Below are 19,442 nucleotides of genomic sequence, written 5' to 3'. Positions count from 1 at the left end.
ACTCCTTTGCTTTTGATGGAAATTGAAATGACCGACCAGACCACCCGCCTGCCGATCCGCCGCGCCTTGATCAGTGTCTCCGACAAGACCGGGATCCTCGAATTTGCCCGGGAGCTGGAAGCCCTTGGCGTGGAAATCCTCTCCACAGGCGGGACCTTCAAACTGCTGCAGGACAACGGCGTGGCCGCAGTAGAAGTCGCGGACTACACCGGTTTCGCAGAAATGATGGACGGTCGGGTCAAGACCCTGCACCCGAAAATCCACGGCGGGATCCTCGGTCGTCGCGGTATCGATGACGCCATCATGAGCGAACACGGCATCAAGCCGATCGACCTGGTAGCCGTTAACCTTTACCCGTTCGAAGCCACCATCAACAAGCCAGGCTGCGACCTGCCGACCGCCATCGAGAACATCGATATCGGCGGCCCGACCATGGTTCGCTCCGCTGCCAAGAACCACAAAGACGTGGCCATCGTGGTTAACGCCAGCGACTACGCGCAAGTATTGGAAAGCCTGAAAGCCGGCGGCCTGACCTACGCCCAGCGCTTCGACCTGATGCTCAAGGCGTTCGAACACACCGCCGCCTACGACGGCATGATCGCCAACTACATGGGCACCGTGAACCAGGCCGCTGAAACCCTGAGCACAGAAGGCCGCAGCCAGTTCCCGCGCACCTTCAACAGCCAGTTCATCAAGGCCCAGGAAATGCGCTACGGCGAGAACCCGCACCAGAGCGCGGCGTTCTACGTTGAGGCCAAGCCTGCCGAAGTCGGCATCGCCACCGCGACCCAGTTGCAAGGCAAGGAGCTGTCCTACAACAACGTGGCCGACACCGACGCCGCGCTGGAATGTGTGAAGAGCTTCGTCAAGCCAGCCTGCGTGATCGTCAAGCACGCCAATCCGTGCGGCGTGGCTGTGAGCCCGGACGCTGAAGGCGGCATTCGCCAGGCCTACGAACTGGCCTACGCCACTGACACTGAATCCGCGTTTGGCGGCATCATTGCCTTCAACCGTGAGCTGGACGCCGAGACCGCCAAGGCGATCGTCGAGCGCCAGTTCGTTGAAGTGATCATTGCCCCATCCGTCAGTGAAGAAGCTCGCGCCATCGTCGCCGCCAAAGCCAACGTGCGCCTGCTGGCCTGCGGCGAGTGGTCAGCAGACCGCGCCGCTGCCTGGGACTACAAGCGCGTCAATGGCGGCTTGCTGGTACAGAGCCGCGACATCGGCATGATCGGCAGCCAAGACTTGAAGGTCGTGACCAAGCGCGCCCCGACCGAGCAAGAGATCAACGACCTGATCTTCGCCTGGAAAGTCGCCAAGTACGTTAAGTCCAACGCCATCGTCTACGCCAAGAACCGCCAGACCATCGGTGTCGGCGCCGGCCAGATGAGCCGCGTGAACTCGGCGCGTATCGCCGCGATCAAGGCAGAACACGCAGGCTTGCAGGTCGTGGGTTCGGTGATGGCTTCCGACGCGTTCTTCCCGTTCCGTGATGGCCTGGACAACGCCGCGAAAGCCGGTGTTACCGCCGTGATCCAACCGGGTGGCTCGATGCGTGATGCTGAAGTGATCGCGGCCGCTGATGAAGCTGGCATCGCGATGGTCTTCACCGGCATGCGCCACTTCCGCCACTGATTGATCGTTCCCACGCTCCGCGTGGGAACGCAGCCAGGGACGCTCCGCGTCCCTCGGACGCAGAGCGTCCGTAGAGGCATTCCCACGCAGAGCGTGGGAACGATCATCCTAACGAGGGTTTTGAAATGAATGTTTTGATCATTGGCAGCGGTGGCCGCGAACACGCCCTGGCCTGGAAAGTTGCCCAGGACCCACGCGTCCAGAAGGTTTTCGTCGCCCCCGGCAACGCCGGCACCGCCATTGAAGCCAAGTGCGAAAACGTCGCCATCGACGTCCTGGCCCTTGAGCAGCTTGCTGATTTTGCCGAAAAAAATGTTTCCCTGACCATCGTCGGCCCGGAAGTACCGCTGGTTGCCGGCGTTGTGGACCTGTTCCGCAGCCGTCGCCTGGATTGCTTCGGCCCAACCGCCGGTGCCGCGCAGCTGGAAGGCTCCAAAGCCTTTACCAAGGATTTCCTGGCTCGCCACAAGATCCCGACGGCCGACTACCAGAACTTCACCGAGATTGAGCCGGCCCTGGCTTACCTGCGTGAAAAAGGCGCACCGATCGTGATCAAGGCCGATGGCCTGGCCGCCGGTAAAGGCGTGATCGTCGCCATGACCTTGCAGGAAGCCGAAGACGCCGTACGCGACATGCTCGCCGGTAACGCGTTTGGTGATGCAGGCTCGCGTGTGGTGATCGAGGAGTTCCTCGACGGCGAAGAAGCCAGCTTCATCGTGATGGTCGATGGCAAAAATGTGTTGCCGATGGCCACCAGCCAGGACCACAAACGTGTTGGCGATGGCGACAGCGGCCCGAACACCGGTGGCATGGGTGCCTACTCCCCTGCCCCGGTCGTCACCGCCGACGTGCACAAACGCGTGATGGACCTGGTGATCTGGCCAACCGTGCGCGGCATGGCCGACGAAGGCAATGTGTACACCGGTTTCCTCTACGCTGGCCTGATGATCGACAAAGCCGGCAACCCGAAAGTCATCGAGTTCAACTGCCGCTTCGGCGACCCGGAAACCCAACCGGTGATGCTGCGTCTGCAATCGAGCCTGGTGCTGCTGGTGGAAGCCGCATTGGCCCAGGCCCTGGACAAGGTTGAAGCACAGTGGGACCCGCGCCCGAGTGTCGGCATCGTACTGGCGGCCGGTGGTTACCCTGCCGACTACGCCAAGGGCGATGTGATTGAAGGCCTGGATGCGGCTGCTACGCTGGAAGGCAAGGTGTTCCATGCAGGCACCGCGCTCAAGGACGGCAAAGTTGTAACCGCAGGTGGCCGTGTATTGTGCGCCACCGCAATGGGTGCCAGTGTCGACGCCGCGCAGCAACAGGCGTACAAACTGGCGGCAAAAATCGACTGGAAAGGTTGCTTCTACCGCACAGACATCGGCTATCGCGCCATTGCCCGTGAACGCGGCGAGAACAACTGAACAGCTACGCTTGCGTAGCTATCCGTTCGGCTAGGTAAGGGCCTCTGGCCCTTGCCGTACCCATGTCGCCCCGCGCATAGTTAACCCGTGCATAGTTAACCCGTGCATCAACCTACGAAGGGATTTCGCCGTGCGCTGGCTCAGGATCGCCATAGGTTTTACAGTCAGCTTTCTGACCCTGCTCTGCTTGTTCCCGGCCCAGGCCGCCGCGCAAGGCAGTGGTTGGGCAGTATTGCTTGATGAACAGGCCGACCTGCAACTGAGCGACATCCGCTCCGCCCGCTACACCAATCAATTCAGCCCCATCGAACTCGACCGGATTACCGCCGCGGAGCCGGACGGTGCGTTGTGGGTACGCTTCAAGCTGCAACCCGGCAAGCACGAACAAGTACTGCGGGTATTCGCCCCGGACCTCTCGCACCTGAACCTGTATGTGCTCGACGGCGACATGCTGGTGGAGCAGCAAAGCACCGGTACCCGCCAGCCCCAGGCGGAACGCCCGCTGCCCAGCAGCGATTTCATGCTGCCGATGCCCCAGAGCCAGAAGCCCCTTGAGGTGTACCTGCGCCTGGTCTCGGAACACGAACTGCGCCCCTACATCACCCTGGAACCGGCCGTGCTCGCCGCCGCCGACCAGACCCAGACGCTGATCTACGGCCTGCTGTTCGGCTGCCTGCTGATGCTGATCCTGCACAACCTCACACGCTTCGCCTACCACCGCTCGCGCAGCAGCCTGTGGCTGGCGGCCTGCGAAGTGCTGTTGATGCTGAGCCTGGCGCTGTTGCTCAACCTGGTGGGGCCGTGGCTGCCGAACTGGCACGCGGTGCAGACCCCGGGCGCCTACCTCGCGCTGCTGCTGACTGCGCCGTGCGGGCTGATGTTTGCCTATCGCTTCTTCATGCCCTTGGGCCCGCACCCACTGAACAAGCTGTTGATGGCCGACATCCTGCTGATCGTGCTGTGCGGCCTGCTGCTGTTGTTCGTCAACACCTTGCCGCTGAACATCATCACCTACGCGCTGGTCGCCCTGGCAGGCTTGAGCATGTTGTTTATCTCGGCTTACCATTGGCAGAAAGGCTACCGGCCGGCGCGCTTGTTTGTGGTGGCGATGGTGGTGTTCAACATCGGCACCCTGATCATCCTGCCCGCCCTGCTGGGCCTGACGCTGGTGGCACCGCAAGGTTTGATCGTGACCCTGCTGAGCTTTATCTGCCTGAGCGGCCTGCTGATGAGCCTGGCCCTGGGCGAACGCCAGCGCGCCATTGTCGAAGCACGCTTCAGCCTCAGCCGCGACCTGGCGGCCAGCAATGCCGAGATCGCCGCCAAGGCCGAATTCCTGGCCAAGATCAGCCACGAAATCCGCACGCCCATGAACGGCGTACTGGGCATGACCGAGTTGCTGCTCGGCACGCCGCTGTCGGTGAAGCAGCGTGACTATGTGCAGACCATCCACAGCGCCGGCAATGAACTGCTGACGCTGATCAACGAGATCCTCGACATCTCCAAGCTCGAATCCGGGCAGATCGAACTGGACGACGTGCAATTTGACCTCAACGCGCTGATCGATGACTGCTTGAGTATCTTCCGCGCCAAGGCCGAACAGCAGAACGTCGAGCTGATCAGCTTTATCCAGCCGCAGGTGCCCCGCGTGATCAGTGGCGACCCCACGCGCCTGCGCCAGGCGCTGTTGAGCCTGCTGGAAAACGCCCTGCAAAAAACCGATGAAGGCGAAGTGCTGATCGTGGTCGCCCTGGACGAACGCAGCACCAAGCCACGCCTGCGCATCGCCGTACAAGACAGCGGCCTGCCGATGGATGCCGCCGAACGCGACGCGCTGCTGCACAGCGAACTGCACAGCAAGAACTTCCTCTCGGCTACGCGCCTGAGCGGCCACCTGGGCCTGGTCATCGCCCGCCAGTTGATCCTGTTGATGAACGGCGAGTTCGGCATCAAGAGCGGCAGCCACCAGGGCAGCACGCTGTGGCTGACCCTGCCACTGGACCCGGAACGCCTGGAGCACCCGACGTCCGACCTCGACGGGCCGCTCAAAGGCGCGCGGGTGTTGGTAGTCGATGACAACGACACCTGCCGCAAAGTGCTGGTGCAGCAATGCACCGCCTGGGGCTTGAACGTCAGCGCTGTGCCGTCCGGCAAAGAAGCCCTGGCGCTGCTGCGCACCAAAGCGCACCTGCGCGACTACTTCGACGTAGTGCTGCTGGACCAGAACATGCCCGGCATGACCGGCATGCAACTGGCGGCGAAGATCAAGGAAGACCCGAGCCTGAACCACGACATTCTGCTGATCATGCTCACCGGCATCAGCAATGCGCCGAGCAAGATCATCGCGCGCAACAGCGGGATCAAACGCATCCTCGCCAAGCCAGTGGCCGGCTACACACTCAAGACCACCCTGGCCGACGAACTGACCCAGCGCAGCAAGGGCACAATTGCGCCGCGCCCTGCTCTCAGCGCGCCGGCAGCAGTCACCGTGCCCAGTGACTTCAAGATCCTGGTGGCCGAAGACAACAGCATCTCCACCAAAGTGATTCGCGGCATGCTCGGCAAGCTCAACCTCAACCCGGACACCGCCAGCAACGGCGAGGAAGCGCTGGAGGCGATGAAAGCCCAGCGTTACGACCTGGTGTTAATGGACTGCGAAATGCCGATCCTCGATGGATTCTCTGCCACCCAGCAATTGCGCGCGTGGGAAGTCAGCCACCAGCGTATTCGCACGCCGGTGGTGGCGCTGACGGCGCATATCCTGTCGGAACATAAAGAACGCGCACGCCAGGCCGGCATGGATGGCCACATGGCCAAGCCGGTGGAATTGTCGCAGTTGCGTGAACTGGTGGAGTTTTGGGTGGCGCAGCGTCAGCAGCGGCCGGAACACGCCCCGTCGTGACCTTGAAATGCAGCCTCCTGTGGGAGCTGGCTTGCCTGCGATGGCGGTGTGTCAATCACACACCCTTTGTCTGCTCCACCGCTATCGCAGGCAAGCCAGCTCCCACATTTGCCCGGTTGCGCCTGATAGACTCCGCAAACCTCTCCTATCGCGAGCCGCGCCCATGCTCCACGTGTTATTCAGCGTCTACCTGAAAATGCTGGTGCTCTACAGCCCGTTCTTTGTGCTGTCCTGCTTTATCAGCCTGACCCGTGGTTACTCCAGCAAAGAACGGCGCCGGCTGGCCTGGAAGGTCGCGTTGGCCACGCTGGTGTCGAGCGTGTTGCTCTACCTGTTCGGCCGGGTGATTTTCAGTGTGTTCGGCATCACCGTGGATGCCTTTCGCATTGGCGCCGGCAGCGTGCTGTTTATCTCGGCCCTGGGCATGGCCCAAGGCAAGTCGGCGGTGCAGACCGACAATGTGCAGCAGGACGTGACCATCGTACCGCTGACCATCCCGCTCACGGTCGGCCCCGGCACCATCGGTGCACTGTTGGTGATGGGCGTGAGCCAGCCCCACTGGGATGACAAGTTCATGGCCATCGTCAGCATTGCCCTGGCCAGCTTCACGGTCGGTGTGGTGCTGTATTTGTCCAACCGTATCGAACGCATTCTGGGTGACCAGGGCTTGCAGATTGTCAGTCGGTTGATGGGGTTGTTCGTGTGTGCGCTGGCCGCGCAGATCATCTTTACCGGCGTGCGCGGTTATCTGGTGCCTTAAATCCGGTACTTCGCGATTGCCAGTTGCACCTTGTCGCCGGCACTCTCGCGCATCAGCTGGATGGTTTTTTCATTGACCACAGAGGTATTGAGCACCAGGCAAGTCTGGCCGCTGAAAGCCTCGACCGAAGAGCTGTCCCACTCCAGAAACGGCAGGCCCAGCTGTTTGCTCACACCGTGGGTGCTGTAAGTCACCAGCACCATCATCACCTCTCCCGCCGTTTCAGCACAGGACGCCAGGCCGAAATCACCGCCCTGATGCACCGTGCTATTGCGCTTGAACAGCTCAAACGAGGCAGGCTGTTGCTTCAAGGCCAGCAGCGCATCCGCCGCCAGTTTCGGCAACGCCGCCAGCAGCGGCCCTGCCAGCGAGGCCGCCGCCAGCGCGGCGATGATATTCAGCGCCGCCACCTGCACCGTCAGCCCTTTGCCGGAGCTTGAGACCCGCTCAAAAGCGCTGCGCACCGGCAACCAGCCCAGGCTGACCATCACCTTGATAAATTCGTCATACCAGGCCTCACTCCCCCGTTGGACCTTCAACACATCACTCACATAACTGCTGGCCAGCAGGTAGCTTTTACGAATGTATTCACGGTTCAGCGCCGACATGCCCTCGATAAACGAAATCACGCCGTTGTTCACGACGGCTGCATTGCTGTCATCTTCCGCGTCCAGGAACACCGAGCGTTTGGCGCCCGGCGCCCCTGGCAGCTTGTAGGCGGCAATCAACTTGCGCCTTTTGGCACTGATGATCCTTTTGTGATGTCGCTCCATTTTCAGTTCTCCACAAGCACCCCACATGGGGCTTGTCTCCACACTAGTCCAGCCGCTGGCGCGCTTTCCAGACCACAAACATCGCTTGGCGCCCCCGTCGAAAAAACGTCAACCAGCAATAACGAGGCATACCGGTAGACCTTCCTTTTTTTCATCGGCAAAAAAAGAAAAAGCCCCGAGTAACAACAGGTTTTCACCCAGCGTTACTCGGAGCCTTCTTACCTGCCGCAGGCTGATTTCAGGAAGCGGGTTTCTCGCCGTACCAGCGTGGCGTGTACACCCATTCGCCGCCACCGGCGCGGGGGAATACGCAGGTGGTGGACGAGCCGATCAGCACCATGGTGCGCATATCCACTTGCTCAGGCGTCAACTGCCCCAACGTGGTGACGCGCAAAGTCTGGCCAGGGCGGCCAATGTCGCGACCCAGCACCACCGGTGTTGCGGGCGTGCGGTGCAACGCGACGATTTCCAGGGCACGCCCCAATTGCCACGGCCGCGAACGCGAGATCGGGTTGTAGAACGCCAGCGCCAGGTCGGCCTGGGATGCAAGGTCCAGGCGTTTTTCGATAATCGACCAGGGCTTGAGGTTGTCCGACAACGACATCACGCAGAAGTCATGCCCCAATGGCGCACCCGCCTGGGCGGCAGTAGCCAGCGAGGCTGAGACGCCCGGCAGAATGTCCAGCTCGACCTGATGCCAGGCCGGGTCACTGGATTCGTGCAACGCCTCAAGCACCGCCGCCGCCATGGCAAATACGCCAGGGTCACCGGACGACACCACCACCACCGAACGGCCTTGAGCGGCCAATTCGAAGGCATGGCGAGCACGCTGCATTTCTTCGCGGTTGTCGGTGCAGTGTTGCACTTGGTCGTCGCGGAACGGCCCGGCCATGCGCACATAGGTTTCGTAGCCCAGCACATCGGTGCAACGCGCCAGCTCGGCCTTCACCGCCGGCACCATCAACTCGGCTGCGCCAGGGCCAAGGCCGATCACGGCAAGGCGGCCACGGGCACGGCCGACATGCGACAGGTCCAGCGGTTGCTCTGCCACTGTGATCACGATGTCCGCGCCTTGCGCCACTTGCGCAAAACGCAACGGCACACCTAATTCCACTGCGGCTTGCTGCAACGAGGCTTCGGCCATCTGCGTGTCGCTGGCCAGCAGGCACGCCAGGGATTGCACGGCGATACCGGCGTCACGCAAAGCCGTTCGCACGCGCAGAGCTAAATCCACACCTGGCTTACAGGTGACACACACCGTCTTCGGATAAATCAGCAACTCATTGGCAGCCGGCACGCGCTCGGCACTGCCCACGTGAATCGCCAACCGTGCGTGCTGATCCTGCGGCAAATTCGCCTGATCCAGCCACGGCGCCACACCTTCGATGCGCACGCTTTCGCCGGCCAACAGGTCCGAGACAAACCGCTTGCCCAGTTCCAGGTCCGCCAACGCATAACCCGCTGGCGGGTTGAGCAGGCAGGTGCCAAAACGCAGCTCGCCGCTGGTGGTGATTGCCGCGGCGACGCCGAGTGCCGCGCCAATGTCGCGCGCCATCCGGTTCACACCGCCCAGGCCGCCGAGCAACGGCACCACGGCGCTGCCATCTTCAGCCACGGCCAGCACGGCGGGCTCTTCGCCTTTTTCCAGCAGCAGCGGCGCCAGCGTGCGGATCACGATACCGGCAGCACACAGGGCAATCAGTGGCGTGCCTTGTTGGTAAAGCTGGCGCAGGGTCGCGCCGAACTCACTGTAGGTCTGGTCCGCCCCTTCAACTCGCCCGGCCAAGCCGTGGATCAGCGCGCCAGGGTAAACCTGCGCGATCTTGCGCGCCGTCGCCAGGCTGCCTTGGCCGAGAATGACAATCGCCGGGCGCATCAACCTTGCCACCTTTCACCCGGCACGATGATCAGCGAGAAGTACGGCGAGGACGCTGGGTCGACTTGATCCAGCGGCACGATCTTCTGGTTGGCCATGGTCGCGCGTTCCACGTACAGCGCACGTTCGGCCAAACCGAGCTCTTGCAGCACCTGACGCACCTTTGGAAAGTTACGGCCCAGCTTCATGATCACGGCGGCATCGGCATCCGCCAACCGACGCTTGAGGTCGTCGTGGGGCAACACGCCGGAGAGCACCGACAGGCTCTGGTTGCGGTACACCAACGGCGCGCCAAGCACCGAAGCGCCGCCGAGCATTGAGCAGACGCCGGGGATAACCTGGGCTTCATAACGCTCGGCCAAACGGTCGTGCAGGTACATATAGGAGCCGTAGAAGAACGGATCGCCTTCGCAGATCACCGCCACATCGCGGCCAGCGTCCAGGTGCGCGGCCACGTCGAGGCTGGCGTTGTCGTAAAAGTCGCTGATGATCTGCTCGTAAGACATCGGCGCCGGCAGCACTTCGGTGGTCACCGGGTACACCAGCGGCATCAGCGTTTGCTGCGCGACCAAATGGTCTTCGATGATACCAAAAGCGTTGCCCTTTTTGCCTTTGGCCACGAAATACGCGACCACCGGCGACTCGCGCAGCAGGCGCAGCGCCTTGAGGGTGATCAGTTCGGGGTCACCGGGGCCAACGCCCAGGCCAATCAAACGTCCGCGTGCCTGCATTACTCGACCTCCGTGGCCAAGGCGTTGACCGCCGCGGCAGCCATCGCACTGCCGCCCAGGCGGCCTTGCATGATCACAAACGGCACGCCACGGCTGTCGGCCGCCAGCATCGCCTTGGATTCGGCGGCACCAACAAAGCCCACCGGGAAGCCGAGGATCAACGCCGGTTTCGGCGCGCCGGCGTCGAGCATTTCCAGCAGGTAGAACAGCGCCGTCGGCGCGTTGCCGATCACCACCACGCTGCCTTCCAGGTGCGGGCGCCACAGTTCCAGCGCGGCAGCTGAACGGGTGTTGCCAAGCTCCCGCGCCAACTCCGGCACGCTGTCGTCGCGCAAGGTGCAGATCACCTGGTTATTGGCCGGCAGGCGCGCGCGGGTCACGCCTTCGGAGACCATGCGCGCATCACACAAAATCGGCGCGCCAGCGGCCAGCGCATCGCGCCCGGCCTTGCCTGCGCCTTCGGAGAACTGCAGGCCGTCGATGGCATCGACCATGCCGCAGGCATGAATCACCCGCACCGCGAGTTTTTCCAGGTCGGCAGGGATGCGCTCCAACTTGGCTTCCGCGCGAATAATGGCGAAGGAGTTGCGATAGATCTCCTGACCGTCGCGGATGTAATCAATCATCGGTGTTGCTCCGTGTGCGGCCGCGTAACAGGGCGCCCGCCGCTTCAATGGAAAGAGTGCGTGCGTGCAGCCGGCCGAAACCGGGGTGGGCTGCCTCGCGAAAATAGACGTCGTAGTGGCCGGGGCTTACCGCCAGCAAGGTGACCGGCGCGGTGTGTGCGGCAGCGCAAGAGCGTGGGCAGCCGGACAGGTGCACCTCGGCGCCAGGTTGCAGCGCGGCCAGTTGCAGGGCATCGGCCTTGGTGTCGGCCAGGCCTTTGGCGCAGCCGCTTGAGCCGGTGCAGGCGATCATGCGTGCCAGGGGTTGGTCGACTGAGCCAAGGAAGCCCAATTGCTCCAAGCCTTCAGTCACGGCGCCGTGGTTTTTAAGGTTGGGCAGCAGTACGCCCTGCCACGGCGTAAAACGCAACGTACCGTCGCCGAACTCACTGGCCAACTGTGCGGCGCCTTTGAGCATGCTTGAGTCCAGACGACCCAGCGGCGCAACGGCGGCAACGTAAAACAGATCTTTTTGTCGCTGTGGATAAGTGCCCAAGTGCAACAAGTCCCCACTGGGCTGGCGTTTTAACCCATCCACCGACAGTAACGGCAGGTTCAGGCGGGCCAATAAGTTATCCACAGCCAGATGACGCATGCGGGTTTGCGTCGGTGTCGCCAGGTCGAGAAACGCTTCCAGCACGGCCACGACCAAGGCATAGCCTTGCTCGAGCGGCACAGCGCCCAAGGGTGCATCCAGCCCCGGACAACCGGCCAGGCCGAAGGCCAATAGTGTTTCGCCATCGCGCTCGAACGCCGACAGCCACAAGTCATGGTGATGTTCGAGCATCGCCAGGGCTTCACCGCCATCCAACTGAACGGCGAACTTGGCCGACAGCTCATGGAAACGTGGATGGTTTTGCAAGGTGGCAAGGATCTGATCGGCCAGCGGGCGAGTGTCGAACAGCATCTGGGTGTCGATACCTGCGCTGGGGCTGAGCATCAGGTTGCGCACGTCATCGCCAGCGGCGTTGTTTGGGCCAAGGCCCGCGGCCAGCAGCGCGGCGATCAACGCCTCTTGCTCGGCACCGATCCCGCGAATCTGCAAATTGGCGCGGTTGGTCGCCTCGATCACCCCACCCGCATAGGCCTGGGCCGCATCCGCCACTGCAATCGCTTGAGCGGCAGTGATAGAACCACCGGCCAATTTGATCCGGCATATCCCGCCATCCAGCGCCTGGACGATACGCAGCAACCCCGGACAAGCCGAGGGGCGCAAGGTATTCAGAACGGGCGTTGGGTTCACGGGGCTACCGGTTGACGGGTAAAGGCGCGGTATTATGCCTGCTTTGTCCGGCGGCATGAAAAGCCTGCCCGTCGGATGTCGTTCAAGGAATTCTTATGTCGCCCTGGCTGACGGTTGTAGGCATCGGTGAAGACGGCTTCAAGGGGCTGGGCAGAAACGCCCGGCATGCCCTGTTGCGCGCCACCCGGATTATAGGCGGCCAGCGCCAGTTGGACCTGCTGCCGGTGTGTATTCGTGGCGAGCGCCAGCTATGGCCAAGCCCGTTTTCCCTGGAGCCGGTGCTGGCCAGTCGTGGCGAGCCGGTCTGCGTACTGGCCAGCGGCGACCCGATGTTCTATGGCGTAGGCGCCAGCCTGGCGCGACAGGTGGCCGCTGAGGAATTGCTGATTTTACCGGCGCCGTCCTCCGTGTCGTTGGCCGCGGCGCGTTTGGGCTGGCCGTTGCAGGAGGTGGTGACCTTATCCGTGGTGGCGCGGCCATTGGCGGCGATTAATACGCACCTGGCCACTGGCGTGCGGTTGCTGGTGCTGAGTAATGATGGGCGCAGCCCTGCCGCGATTGCCGCGCTGTTAGCCGAGTCCGGTTTCGGGCTCAGCCGGTTGAGCGTGTTTGAACACTTGGGCGGCGTAGATGAACAGCGCATCGACGGGCCGGCTGCTGATTGGCAACACGCTTCGGTTGCGGATCTGAATCTCGTCGCCATCGACTGCCTGGCCGACGCCCACACCCCGCGCCTGTCACGCCTCGCCGGGCTGCCGGATTCGGCCTTCAAACATGACGGCCAACTGACCAAGCGCGATGTACGCGCCATGACCCTCGCCCGCCTCGCGCCAATGCCCGGTGAATTGCTCTGGGACGTGGGCGCGGGCAGCGGCTCCATCGGCATCGAGTGGATGCGCGCGCACCCGAGTTGTCGCGCACTGGCGATTGAAGCCGACGCAGGTCGCCAAGGGCTGATCGAACATAACCGCGACGCCCTCGGCGTGCCCGGCCTGCAACTGGTTCGGGGCAAGGCGCCGGACGCGTTACTCGGCCTGGAAGCACCGGACGCGATCTTTATCGGCGGCGGCGTCACCCGCGACGGTGTGCTCGACACCTGCTGGCAGCACCTGCGCCCTGGTGGGCGTTTGGTCGCCAATGCGGTGACCCTGCAAAGCGAAATGGCCTTGATGGCGTGGCGCGCGCAACATGGCGGCGAGCTGACGCGCATCCATGTGGCCCAGGCCCAGCCGCTGGGTGAGTTCGACACCTGGCGCCAGGCGCTGCCGATTACCTTGCTGGAAGTGATCAAGCCGCTATGAAACGCATCCTGTTATTGGGCGGCGTGACCGAAGCATTGGCCATCGCCCGCACGTTGGGACCTGAGCATATCTATAGCTTGGCTGGCGTGGGCCGCGTGCCTACAGACCTCACCTGCCAGGTACGCGTCGGCGGCTATGGTGGGTTTGAAGGTTTGGCGCAGTTTGTTCGCGATGAGCAGATTAGCCTGATCCTCGATGCGACCCACCCATATGCTGCGCAGATCAGCCAAAACGCTGCCCAGGCGGCGCGGTTGTGCGGCATTCCCTGCTGGGCGTTGCGGCGTCCGGCGTGGCAGCCGCAGGCGGGAGACGACTGGCGCGAGGTGGGAGATTGGGCGCAGCTGATTGAAGCACTCAAACCCTTCAAGCGTCCGTTGTTCACCTTGGGGCGTGAGCCGTTGCAGCACCTTGACGAAATCCCCGCCGATCAATTCTGGACGCTGCGCGCACTGGATGTGTACCCGGGCAATGAGCGCTGTGAAGTCATCGGCGCGCGTGGGCCGTTTCTGATTGAGGACGAGCGCGCGTTGTTTGAGCGGCGTGGAATTGATGTGTTGATCAGCAAGAACAGCGGCAGTGCGGCGACCGAGCCGAAGCTGGAAGTGGCACGCGAGCGTGGCGTGCCAGTGTTGGTGTTGAAGCGGCCGGTGTTGGCCGGGGTGGATCGAGAGCTTTTGTCGCCCGCAGAAACAATCGATTCATTGGCAGATTTTCTTCGATAGATCAGGATCGTTCGCAGCCTCTGGCAATTCTATTTGTTACCTCAAGGGACGGCGATGAACCAACAATACGAAGTGCTACACTCCAATAATAATTCAAGCCAGACTCAATTATATTCAGGAGCTGACATGATAGAAGTTAAAGAGGCCGTACAAGTCGCCAAGGCGGCAGCAAACGACTTCCTCGGGCAAGAAACGGAATTGCAAGACCTCATGCTTGAGGAAGTCGAGCTAAATTCAAGCGGTAAAACATGGGTAATCACGTTGGGCTTTAATGTTCCAACCCCTGATAAATATGAAAGGTTAGGCGCGTCCTTAGCCGGACGAATGCAGACCAGGAAATACAAAACATTCATCATCGACGCGGAGACAGGTGAGTTCCGCTCCATGAAGATCCGCGAAGCATGATAGATGCCTCTATCAAGCAGTACCGTAGAAAGGGAATTATAGTCGACACCAACTTGCTACTCCTGGCGCTGATAGGTGGAACGCCCAGCGTTGTAGAGTTCAAGAGAACTCGGGGCTATACCAATGAAGACTACCGCCTTTTGCTCACAATGATTGATCAGTTCGAAAGACTTGTTTCCACGCCTCACATTCTTGCAGAAGTCAGCAACCTGACAAATGGATTGTACGGGAGCAAGTTGCACGATTTTTACGCGACATTAAAAAACTCACTTTCAACAATTATTGAAATTCACTCCCCAGCCTTGGACATAAGTCGCGATTATGAGCTGTCGCCCTACGGCCTTACTGATGTCGGAATTATCGCACTCGCTAAAGATAACTATCTAGTTTTGACTGATGACCTTAGAGTCGCCGGCTTTGCTCACCAACATTGCGTCGATGTTGTGAATTTCAACCATATACGGGAAGCAAGTTGGGAGTTCTAAACCAATAGACGATCACTCCCACGCACGAGCGCAGGAACGATCGGTCATAGGACTGTTAACTACTCGCGACTGTCGGCCGCCTTGCACCTTCCTGCACCCGGTCAGCCAGCAACTGCGCCAGCTCAATCAACTGCGCAACGCCCAGCAATTCCTCTCGCTTCGGGCCATCCAGGTCAAACGCAAGGTCGCAACTCAGCGCATTGGCCGAGGCGAGTGTTTCGCTGAGGTTGACCAGCAGGTCTTCGGTGCTGATTCCGTCGGCTACGGTGAATAGCCGTACGGGGGGATTTGGGGTGGGTTTGATCATTGTGAATTTCCTTAATCTAAATGGAGCCGCCACTGATCGCCGCGATGCGATGGAGGGTGGCAGCTGTGCGCAGGTTCGCGGACCGGAGATTAAGGAAACCGGCATACCCGAAGGTATCCCGCGCACAGCCACCATAGCGCCGCACAGTAGACGATAAAAAAGCGTCAACTGAAAGGAGGCAATGCTTAATCAATCCGGGCCGCGACGCCCGACCGCTGCGTGTGCAGCGGTGTACGCAGACTAGAGATCTACCTTCCTAGGGACAACCTTAAATCCCTGTCGGACGTTTCCGTAGACGACCACTACATTTAGGTTATGTACAGGCTCAACTAGAAGCGGCCTACATGAGCAGGACATTGCTCGTACAACCAGCAAGCTCAACATCCATAGCCAAACACACACCAAACTGTGGGAGCTGGCTTGCCTGCGATAGTATCGCCTCGGTACTGCAGGAAAACCGAGTTGTCCGCATCGCAGGCAAGCCAGCTCCCACAGGGTTCAGCGTCACGCTGGAGATTGCAACCCGTCGGTAAAATTGGCAATCCGTGGTTCCCGGCTATCATGAAGGCAACCACTGCGACACCAAACCACACCGCCACTTTTTACTTATGCCCCCCGATCAGGCTAAATACCCACCTGATCGCTTAACCCTACGGATTGTCCGCCATGGCCCGTCAACGCTTTGCAACTGTGTGGATCGCCTGCTTTGCAGTGCTGTTCAACGCCTTTGCCATGCCGCTGACCAGCGCGATGCAACAGTCGCAAGACCCCGTGCAGCAATTGCTGTGGGGCAGTTTCTGTTCCTCCAATGGCGCCAGCCTCAAGACCATTGCCTTGGGCAAGTTGGACATCCCGACGCCGCCCCAGGAAGATCATTCCGCCATGCAGCATTGCTGGTGTTGCTCGGGCTCACCGCCGCTGGTGGCGTTACCGGGGCATGTGCCGCAGCTGTATGTCACACGTTTTGATGCCGTGCCGGGCCTGTCGCCGCCCGCACTGCAAGCCCCTACCCCGCGCCAGCAATGGCCGAGTCTTAACCCCCGCGCCTCTCCAACGGTCTGATTTCTTCGCAAGTGAACTGCGTTTAGAACCGTTCTGGAGAACTGCCATGCTTAAATCTTCCCTGCTGCTGGCTGCATTGTTGCTGCCGGTGTTCAGTGCTGCCAATGCCGATGACTACAAGGCCGGCAGCCTGCTGGTCAGCGATCCCTGGTCCCAGGAATTGCCGCCGAATGCGCCGACTGTCGCTGCCTATTTTGTGATTCATAACCAGGGCGAAAGCGCTGATCGTTTGCTTAGCGTCGACACGCCTGTGGCGGCCAAAGCCGAGCTGCATGAGCATGTGATGCAGGGCGATTTGATGAAGATGCAAAAGGTGGAAACCGTTGCCGTACCGGCCAAAGGTGATCTGACCTTCGCACCGATGGCCTACCACGTGATGCTGCTGGACCTGAAAGACCGCAGCCAACTGCGCGACGGCCAACACTTCCCACTCACCCTGAACTTCGAAAAAGCCGGCCCGGTGCAGGTTGAGGTCTCGGTACAAAAAGCGCCGCCGATGGCCGGCCACGAGCATATGCACGCCCAATAGGCCAACGTAAATGGGCGCCCCTCGCGCCAGGTTGTCGCCACACCGCCGCAGGCCCATGAGCCTGGCGCGCGGCAGTTGGATCAGCCTGTTCGCCATGTTGATGATTTTTATCGGTCCGCTGATTTCCCAAGCGATGCCGATGGATCATCACGCCGGTATGTCGATGCAAATGTCCATGGACATGCCGTCGACCAGCCATAGCGAGCACACGCCAGCTCCCAGCGAACACCACGCCCTCTGGGCAAAGTGCGGTTATTGCGACCTGCTCTTCAGTTGCCCGGCCCTGCCCGGCAGCATCTCCCATGTCAGCCTCGGCACCCCGCCACCGGCGAATGCCCTGACGCCCGCCACCCGCCTGGGCCACGCCCGGCAGAGCATCTTCCCTGGCGCCCGCAGCCGCGCCCCGCCTATCGCTTCGTAAGCACTTCACAGCATCACTTCACACCGGCCGACTTTAGACAGACAGCCGCAGGCTGCTGGCCGTGTTGTTTACGATTGATTGATGGAATTTGTCATGTCCAGGTTTTCTGCTGACTCCCGATTGGGATGTACCCCCGTTCTCGCCGTTCTGTGTGGCGCGCTGTTGGCACCACACGCGCAGGCTGAAGATCACGAGTTGAGCCCCACGGTGATCACCGCAATCGCCCCCAGCTCACCGCTGACCGTTGTCACCAACCCCAAAGACCCACGCCAACCGGTGCCCGCCAGCGATGGCGGCGACTACCTCAAGACCATCCCCGGCTTCGCGCTGGTGCGCAACGGTGGCACCAATGGCGACCCGGTGCTGCGCGGTATGTTCGGTTCACGCCTGAATATCCTCACCAATGGCGGCATGATGCTCGGCGCCTGCCCAGGGCGGATGGACGCGCCCACCTCGTATATTTCGCCGGAAACCTACGACAAGCTCACCGTGATCAAAGGCCCGCAAACCGTGCTCTGGGGGCCTGGCGCGTCAGCCGGCACCATCCTGTTCGAGCGTGAGCCCGAGCAATTCGGCGAGCTGGGCACACGGGTCAATGCCAGTGTGCTGGCCGGCTCCAACGGGCGCTTCGACAAGGTGGTCGATGCCGCTGCCGGTGGGCCTTTGGGCTATGTGAGGGTGATCGGCAATCAGGCCCACGCCGATGACTACAAGGACGGCAATAACAACACCGTCGCCTCGCGCTACGACAAGTGGAATGGCGACGTGGCCGTCGGTTTCACCCCCGATGCCGACACCCTGCTGGAGCTCACTGCCGGCCGTGGCGATGGCGAAGCGCGCTACGCCGGGCGCGGCATGGATGGCTCGCAGTTTCTGCGCGAAAGCCTGGGGCTGCGGTTTGAAAAGTCCAATATCGGTGAGGTACTGGATAAGGTCGAAGCGCAGGTCTACTACAACTACGCCGACCATGTGATGGACAACTACAGCCTGCGTACGCCGTCGGGCACCGGCATGATGGCCGGGCCGATGGCCTCCAACGTCGACCGCCGCACCCTCGGTGCACGCATCAAGGCGACCTGGCGCTGGGCCGATGTGCAACTGATCAGCGGCCTGGATGCGCAGACCAACGAGCATCGCCAGCGCAGCAGCATGGGCATCGACACCTACAAGGAACTGCCACGGGTCAAGGATGCCAATTTCCACAACTACGGCGTGTTCAGCGAGCTGACCTGGTACGCCGCCGACCGCGATCGGCTGATCACCGGCGCCCGCCTGGACCGCGCCTCGGCCAAGGATTTCCGCCAGACCACAGGTTCGGGAATGATGTCGCGCCCCAACCCGACCGCCGACAACACTCGCGCTGAAACCTTGCCATCGGGCTTTGTGCGTTATGAGCACGACCTGGCCGACACACCCACCACCGTCTACGCAGGGCTCGGCCATTCGGAGCGTTTCCCGGATTACTGGGAGCTGTTTTCGCCCAACACCGGCGCGGTCGGTTCGGTAAATGCCTTCGACGGCGTGAAGCCGGAGAAAACCACCCAACTCGACTTCGGTGCGCAGTACAAAACCGCCGACCTTGAAGCCTGGGCCTCGGGCTATATCGGCCGGGTGCAGGACTTTATCCTGTTCGACTACAAGCCCGGCATGATGGGTACCACGTCCCAGGCACGCAATGTCGACGCGCGCATCATGGGCGGTGAACTGGGCGCAGCGTACAAACTGACCCAGCACTGGAAAGCCGACGCCAGCCTCGCCTACGCCTGGGGCAAGAACACCAGCGACGGCAAGGCGCTGCCGCAGATGCCACCGCTGGACGCGCGTTTGGGCCTCACCTACAGCCAGGACGACTGGAGCGCCGGCGCCTTGTGGCGTGTGGTCGCGGCGCAAAACCGCATCGACCAGAACAAGGGCAACGTGGTCGGCAAGGACTTCGACAAAAGCAGCGGTTTTGGCGTGTTCTCGCTGAACGCGGCGTACCGCATCAATAAAAACTTCAAGGTCAGCACGGGCGTCGACAACCTGTTCGGCAAAGCCTATGCCGAGCATTTGAACCTGGCGGGTAACGCAGGCTTCGGCTACCCGGCCAACGACCCGCAAGCCATCAAGGAGCCGGGGCGTACGCTCTGGACCAAAGTCGACATGAGCTTCTAAAAGCATCGCGGGCAAGCCCGCTCCCACAGGGAAATGCATTCCAAATGTGGGAG

Annotated in this window: 18 protein-coding genes; 12 read left to right on the top strand and 6 right to left on the bottom strand. The window is 61.4% G+C overall.

Going from position 1 to position 19,442, the window contains the following annotated elements:
* Positions 1-27 precede the first annotated feature (27 nt).
* From purH to HU759_RS03940, 4 genes are all read left to right on the top strand, one after another.
* A complete protein-coding gene (gene purH / locus HU759_RS03955; RefSeq protein WP_017136749.1) occupies positions 28-1,635 on the top strand; it encodes a bifunctional phosphoribosylaminoimidazolecarboxamide formyltransferase/IMP cyclohydrolase in 1,608 nt (535 codons plus the stop codon).
* 125 nt (positions 1,636-1,760) lie between these two features.
* The gene (gene purD / locus HU759_RS03950) at positions 1,761-3,053 is read left to right on the top strand and encodes a phosphoribosylamine--glycine ligase (RefSeq protein ID WP_186618026.1); all 1,293 of its coding nucleotides are present in this window, start codon (positions 1,761-1,763) and stop codon (positions 3,051-3,053) included.
* A gap of 130 nt (positions 3,054-3,183) precedes the next feature.
* The gene (locus HU759_RS03945) at positions 3,184-5,955 is read left to right on the top strand and encodes a hybrid sensor histidine kinase/response regulator (protein ID WP_170040352.1); all 2,772 of its coding nucleotides are present in this window, start codon (positions 3,184-3,186) and stop codon (positions 5,953-5,955) included.
* Between the two features lie 163 nt (positions 5,956-6,118).
* Complete coding sequence (locus HU759_RS03940) at positions 6,119-6,715, top strand: MarC family protein (RefSeq protein WP_017136752.1); 597 nt, start codon at positions 6,119-6,121, stop codon at positions 6,713-6,715.
* On the opposite strand, the gene HU759_RS03935 is transcribed toward HU759_RS03940, so the two are convergent.
* The 5 genes from HU759_RS03935 to cobG form a co-directional block, all read right to left on the bottom strand.
* Positions 6,712-7,488: a hypothetical protein gene (locus HU759_RS03935; protein WP_017136753.1), complete on the bottom strand. Its 777-nt coding sequence runs from the start codon at positions 7,486-7,488 to the stop codon at positions 6,712-6,714. The genes HU759_RS03940 and HU759_RS03935 overlap by 4 nt on opposite strands.
* 238 nt (positions 7,489-7,726) lie before the next feature.
* Complete coding sequence (cobJ, locus tag HU759_RS03930; protein ID WP_186618023.1) at positions 7,727-9,364, bottom strand: precorrin-3B C(17)-methyltransferase; 1,638 nt, start codon at positions 9,362-9,364, stop codon at positions 7,727-7,729.
* Positions 9,364-10,095, bottom strand: a complete 732-nt coding sequence (locus HU759_RS03925; protein WP_017136755.1) for a precorrin-2 C(20)-methyltransferase — start codon at positions 10,093-10,095, stop codon at positions 9,364-9,366. The genes cobJ and HU759_RS03925 overlap by 1 nt, the downstream gene beginning before the upstream one ends.
* Positions 10,095-10,721 carry a precorrin-8X methylmutase gene (locus tag HU759_RS03920; RefSeq protein WP_017136756.1) on the bottom strand — a complete coding sequence of 209 codons (627 nt, stop codon included), beginning with the start codon at positions 10,719-10,721 and terminating at the stop codon, positions 10,095-10,097. Before HU759_RS03920 ends, HU759_RS03925 begins: the two co-directional genes overlap by 1 nt.
* The gene (gene cobG / locus HU759_RS03915) at positions 10,714-12,060 is read right to left on the bottom strand and encodes a precorrin-3B synthase (RefSeq protein WP_186618021.1); all 1,347 of its coding nucleotides are present in this window, start codon (positions 12,058-12,060) and stop codon (positions 10,714-10,716) included. Before cobG ends, HU759_RS03920 begins: the two co-directional genes overlap by 8 nt.
* A 38-nt stretch (positions 12,061-12,098) precedes the next feature.
* Between cobG and cbiE the strand changes: the two genes are divergently transcribed.
* The 4 genes from cbiE (at position 12,099) to HU759_RS03895 (ending at position 14,916) form a co-directional block, all read left to right on the top strand.
* The gene (gene cbiE / locus HU759_RS03910) at positions 12,099-13,304 is read left to right on the top strand and encodes a precorrin-6y C5,15-methyltransferase (decarboxylating) subunit CbiE (RefSeq protein WP_186618019.1); all 1,206 of its coding nucleotides are present in this window, start codon (positions 12,099-12,101) and stop codon (positions 13,302-13,304) included.
* Positions 13,301-14,026, top strand: coding sequence for a cobalt-precorrin-6A reductase (locus tag HU759_RS03905; protein ID WP_186618017.1), 726 nt, complete (start codon positions 13,301-13,303; stop codon positions 14,024-14,026). Before cbiE ends, HU759_RS03905 begins: the two co-directional genes overlap by 4 nt.
* Positions 14,027-14,152: 126 nt before the next feature.
* The gene (locus HU759_RS03900; RefSeq protein WP_186618015.1) at positions 14,153-14,431 is read left to right on the top strand and encodes a hypothetical protein; all 279 of its coding nucleotides are present in this window, start codon (positions 14,153-14,155) and stop codon (positions 14,429-14,431) included.
* On the top strand, positions 14,428-14,916 hold the full coding sequence (locus tag HU759_RS03895; RefSeq protein ID WP_186618013.1) for a PIN domain-containing protein: 489 nt from the start codon (positions 14,428-14,430) through the stop codon (positions 14,914-14,916). Before HU759_RS03900 ends, HU759_RS03895 begins: the two co-directional genes overlap by 4 nt.
* Before the next feature lie 55 nt (positions 14,917-14,971).
* Here HU759_RS03895 and HU759_RS03890 read toward each other — a convergent pair whose 3' ends face one another.
* Positions 14,972-15,223: a DUF6124 family protein gene (locus HU759_RS03890; protein ID WP_122528293.1), complete on the bottom strand. Its 252-nt coding sequence runs from the start codon at positions 15,221-15,223 to the stop codon at positions 14,972-14,974.
* Positions 15,224-15,889: 666 nt separating this feature from the next.
* Between HU759_RS03890 and HU759_RS03885 the strand changes: the two genes are divergently transcribed.
* The 4 genes from HU759_RS03885 (at position 15,890) to HU759_RS03870 (ending at position 19,389) form a co-directional block, all read left to right on the top strand.
* Positions 15,890-16,285 (top strand): DUF2946 domain-containing protein, encoded by a 396-nt coding sequence (locus tag HU759_RS03885; protein WP_186618011.1) that lies wholly within the window; start codon positions 15,890-15,892, stop codon positions 16,283-16,285.
* Positions 16,286-16,331: 46 nt separating this feature from the next.
* On the top strand, positions 16,332-16,814 hold the full coding sequence (locus HU759_RS03880; protein WP_186618009.1) for a copper chaperone PCu(A)C: 483 nt from the start codon (positions 16,332-16,334) through the stop codon (positions 16,812-16,814).
* 10 nt (positions 16,815-16,824) lie between these two features.
* Positions 16,825-17,235 carry a DUF2946 domain-containing protein gene (locus tag HU759_RS03875; protein WP_176991766.1) on the top strand — a complete coding sequence of 137 codons (411 nt, stop codon included), beginning with the start codon at positions 16,825-16,827 and terminating at the stop codon, positions 17,233-17,235.
* A gap of 93 nt (positions 17,236-17,328) precedes the next feature.
* Positions 17,329-19,389, top strand: coding sequence for a TonB-dependent copper receptor (locus tag HU759_RS03870; protein ID WP_186618007.1), 2,061 nt, complete (start codon positions 17,329-17,331; stop codon positions 19,387-19,389).
* Positions 19,390-19,442 lie beyond the last annotated feature (53 nt).

The sequence above is a fragment of the Pseudomonas sp. OE 28.3 genome (genome assembly GCF_014268205.2).
Taxonomy (GTDB): Bacteria; Pseudomonadota; Gammaproteobacteria; order Pseudomonadales; family Pseudomonadaceae; genus Aquipseudomonas; species Aquipseudomonas edaphica.
This window is presented reverse-complemented; position numbering and strand designations above follow the sequence as displayed.

Excerpts from the sequence above, each read along its gene's own strand:
- purH (WP_017136749.1), top strand. The coding sequence starts at position 28 with ATGACCGACCAGACCACCCGCCTGCCGATCCGCCGCGCCTTGATCAGT.
- purD (WP_186618026.1), top strand. The coding sequence starts at position 1,761 with ATGAATGTTTTGATCATTGGCAGCGGTGGCCGCGAACACGCCCTGGCC.
- HU759_RS03940 (WP_017136752.1), top strand. The coding sequence starts at position 6,119 with ATGCTCCACGTGTTATTCAGCGTCTACCTGAAAATGCTGGTGCTCTAC.
- HU759_RS03935 (WP_017136753.1), bottom strand. The coding sequence starts at position 7,488 with ATGGAGCGACATCACAAAAGGATCATCAGTGCCAAAAGGCGCAAGTTG.
- cobJ (WP_186618023.1), bottom strand. The coding sequence starts at position 9,364 with ATGCGCCCGGCGATTGTCATTCTCGGCCAAGGCAGCCTGGCGACGGCG.
- HU759_RS03925 (WP_017136755.1), bottom strand. The coding sequence starts at position 10,095 with ATGCAGGCACGCGGACGTTTGATTGGCCTGGGCGTTGGCCCCGGTGAC.
- HU759_RS03920 (WP_017136756.1), bottom strand. The coding sequence starts at position 10,721 with ATGATTGATTACATCCGCGACGGTCAGGAGATCTATCGCAACTCCTTC.
- cobG (WP_186618021.1), bottom strand. The coding sequence starts at position 12,060 with ATGCCGCCGGACAAAGCAGGCATAATACCGCGCCTTTACCCGTCAACC.
- cbiE (WP_186618019.1), top strand. The coding sequence starts at position 12,099 with ATGTCGCCCTGGCTGACGGTTGTAGGCATCGGTGAAGACGGCTTCAAG.
- HU759_RS03905 (WP_186618017.1), top strand. The coding sequence starts at position 13,301 with ATGAAACGCATCCTGTTATTGGGCGGCGTGACCGAAGCATTGGCCATC.
- HU759_RS03900 (WP_186618015.1), top strand. The coding sequence starts at position 14,153 with ATGATAGAAGTTAAAGAGGCCGTACAAGTCGCCAAGGCGGCAGCAAAC.
- HU759_RS03895 (WP_186618013.1), top strand. The coding sequence starts at position 14,428 with ATGATAGATGCCTCTATCAAGCAGTACCGTAGAAAGGGAATTATAGTC.
- HU759_RS03890 (WP_122528293.1), bottom strand. The coding sequence starts at position 15,223 with ATGATCAAACCCACCCCAAATCCCCCCGTACGGCTATTCACCGTAGCC.
- HU759_RS03885 (WP_186618011.1), top strand. The coding sequence starts at position 15,890 with ATGGCCCGTCAACGCTTTGCAACTGTGTGGATCGCCTGCTTTGCAGTG.
- HU759_RS03880 (WP_186618009.1), top strand. The coding sequence starts at position 16,332 with ATGCTTAAATCTTCCCTGCTGCTGGCTGCATTGTTGCTGCCGGTGTTC.
- HU759_RS03875 (WP_176991766.1), top strand. The coding sequence starts at position 16,825 with ATGGGCGCCCCTCGCGCCAGGTTGTCGCCACACCGCCGCAGGCCCATG.
- HU759_RS03870 (WP_186618007.1), top strand. The coding sequence starts at position 17,329 with ATGTCCAGGTTTTCTGCTGACTCCCGATTGGGATGTACCCCCGTTCTC.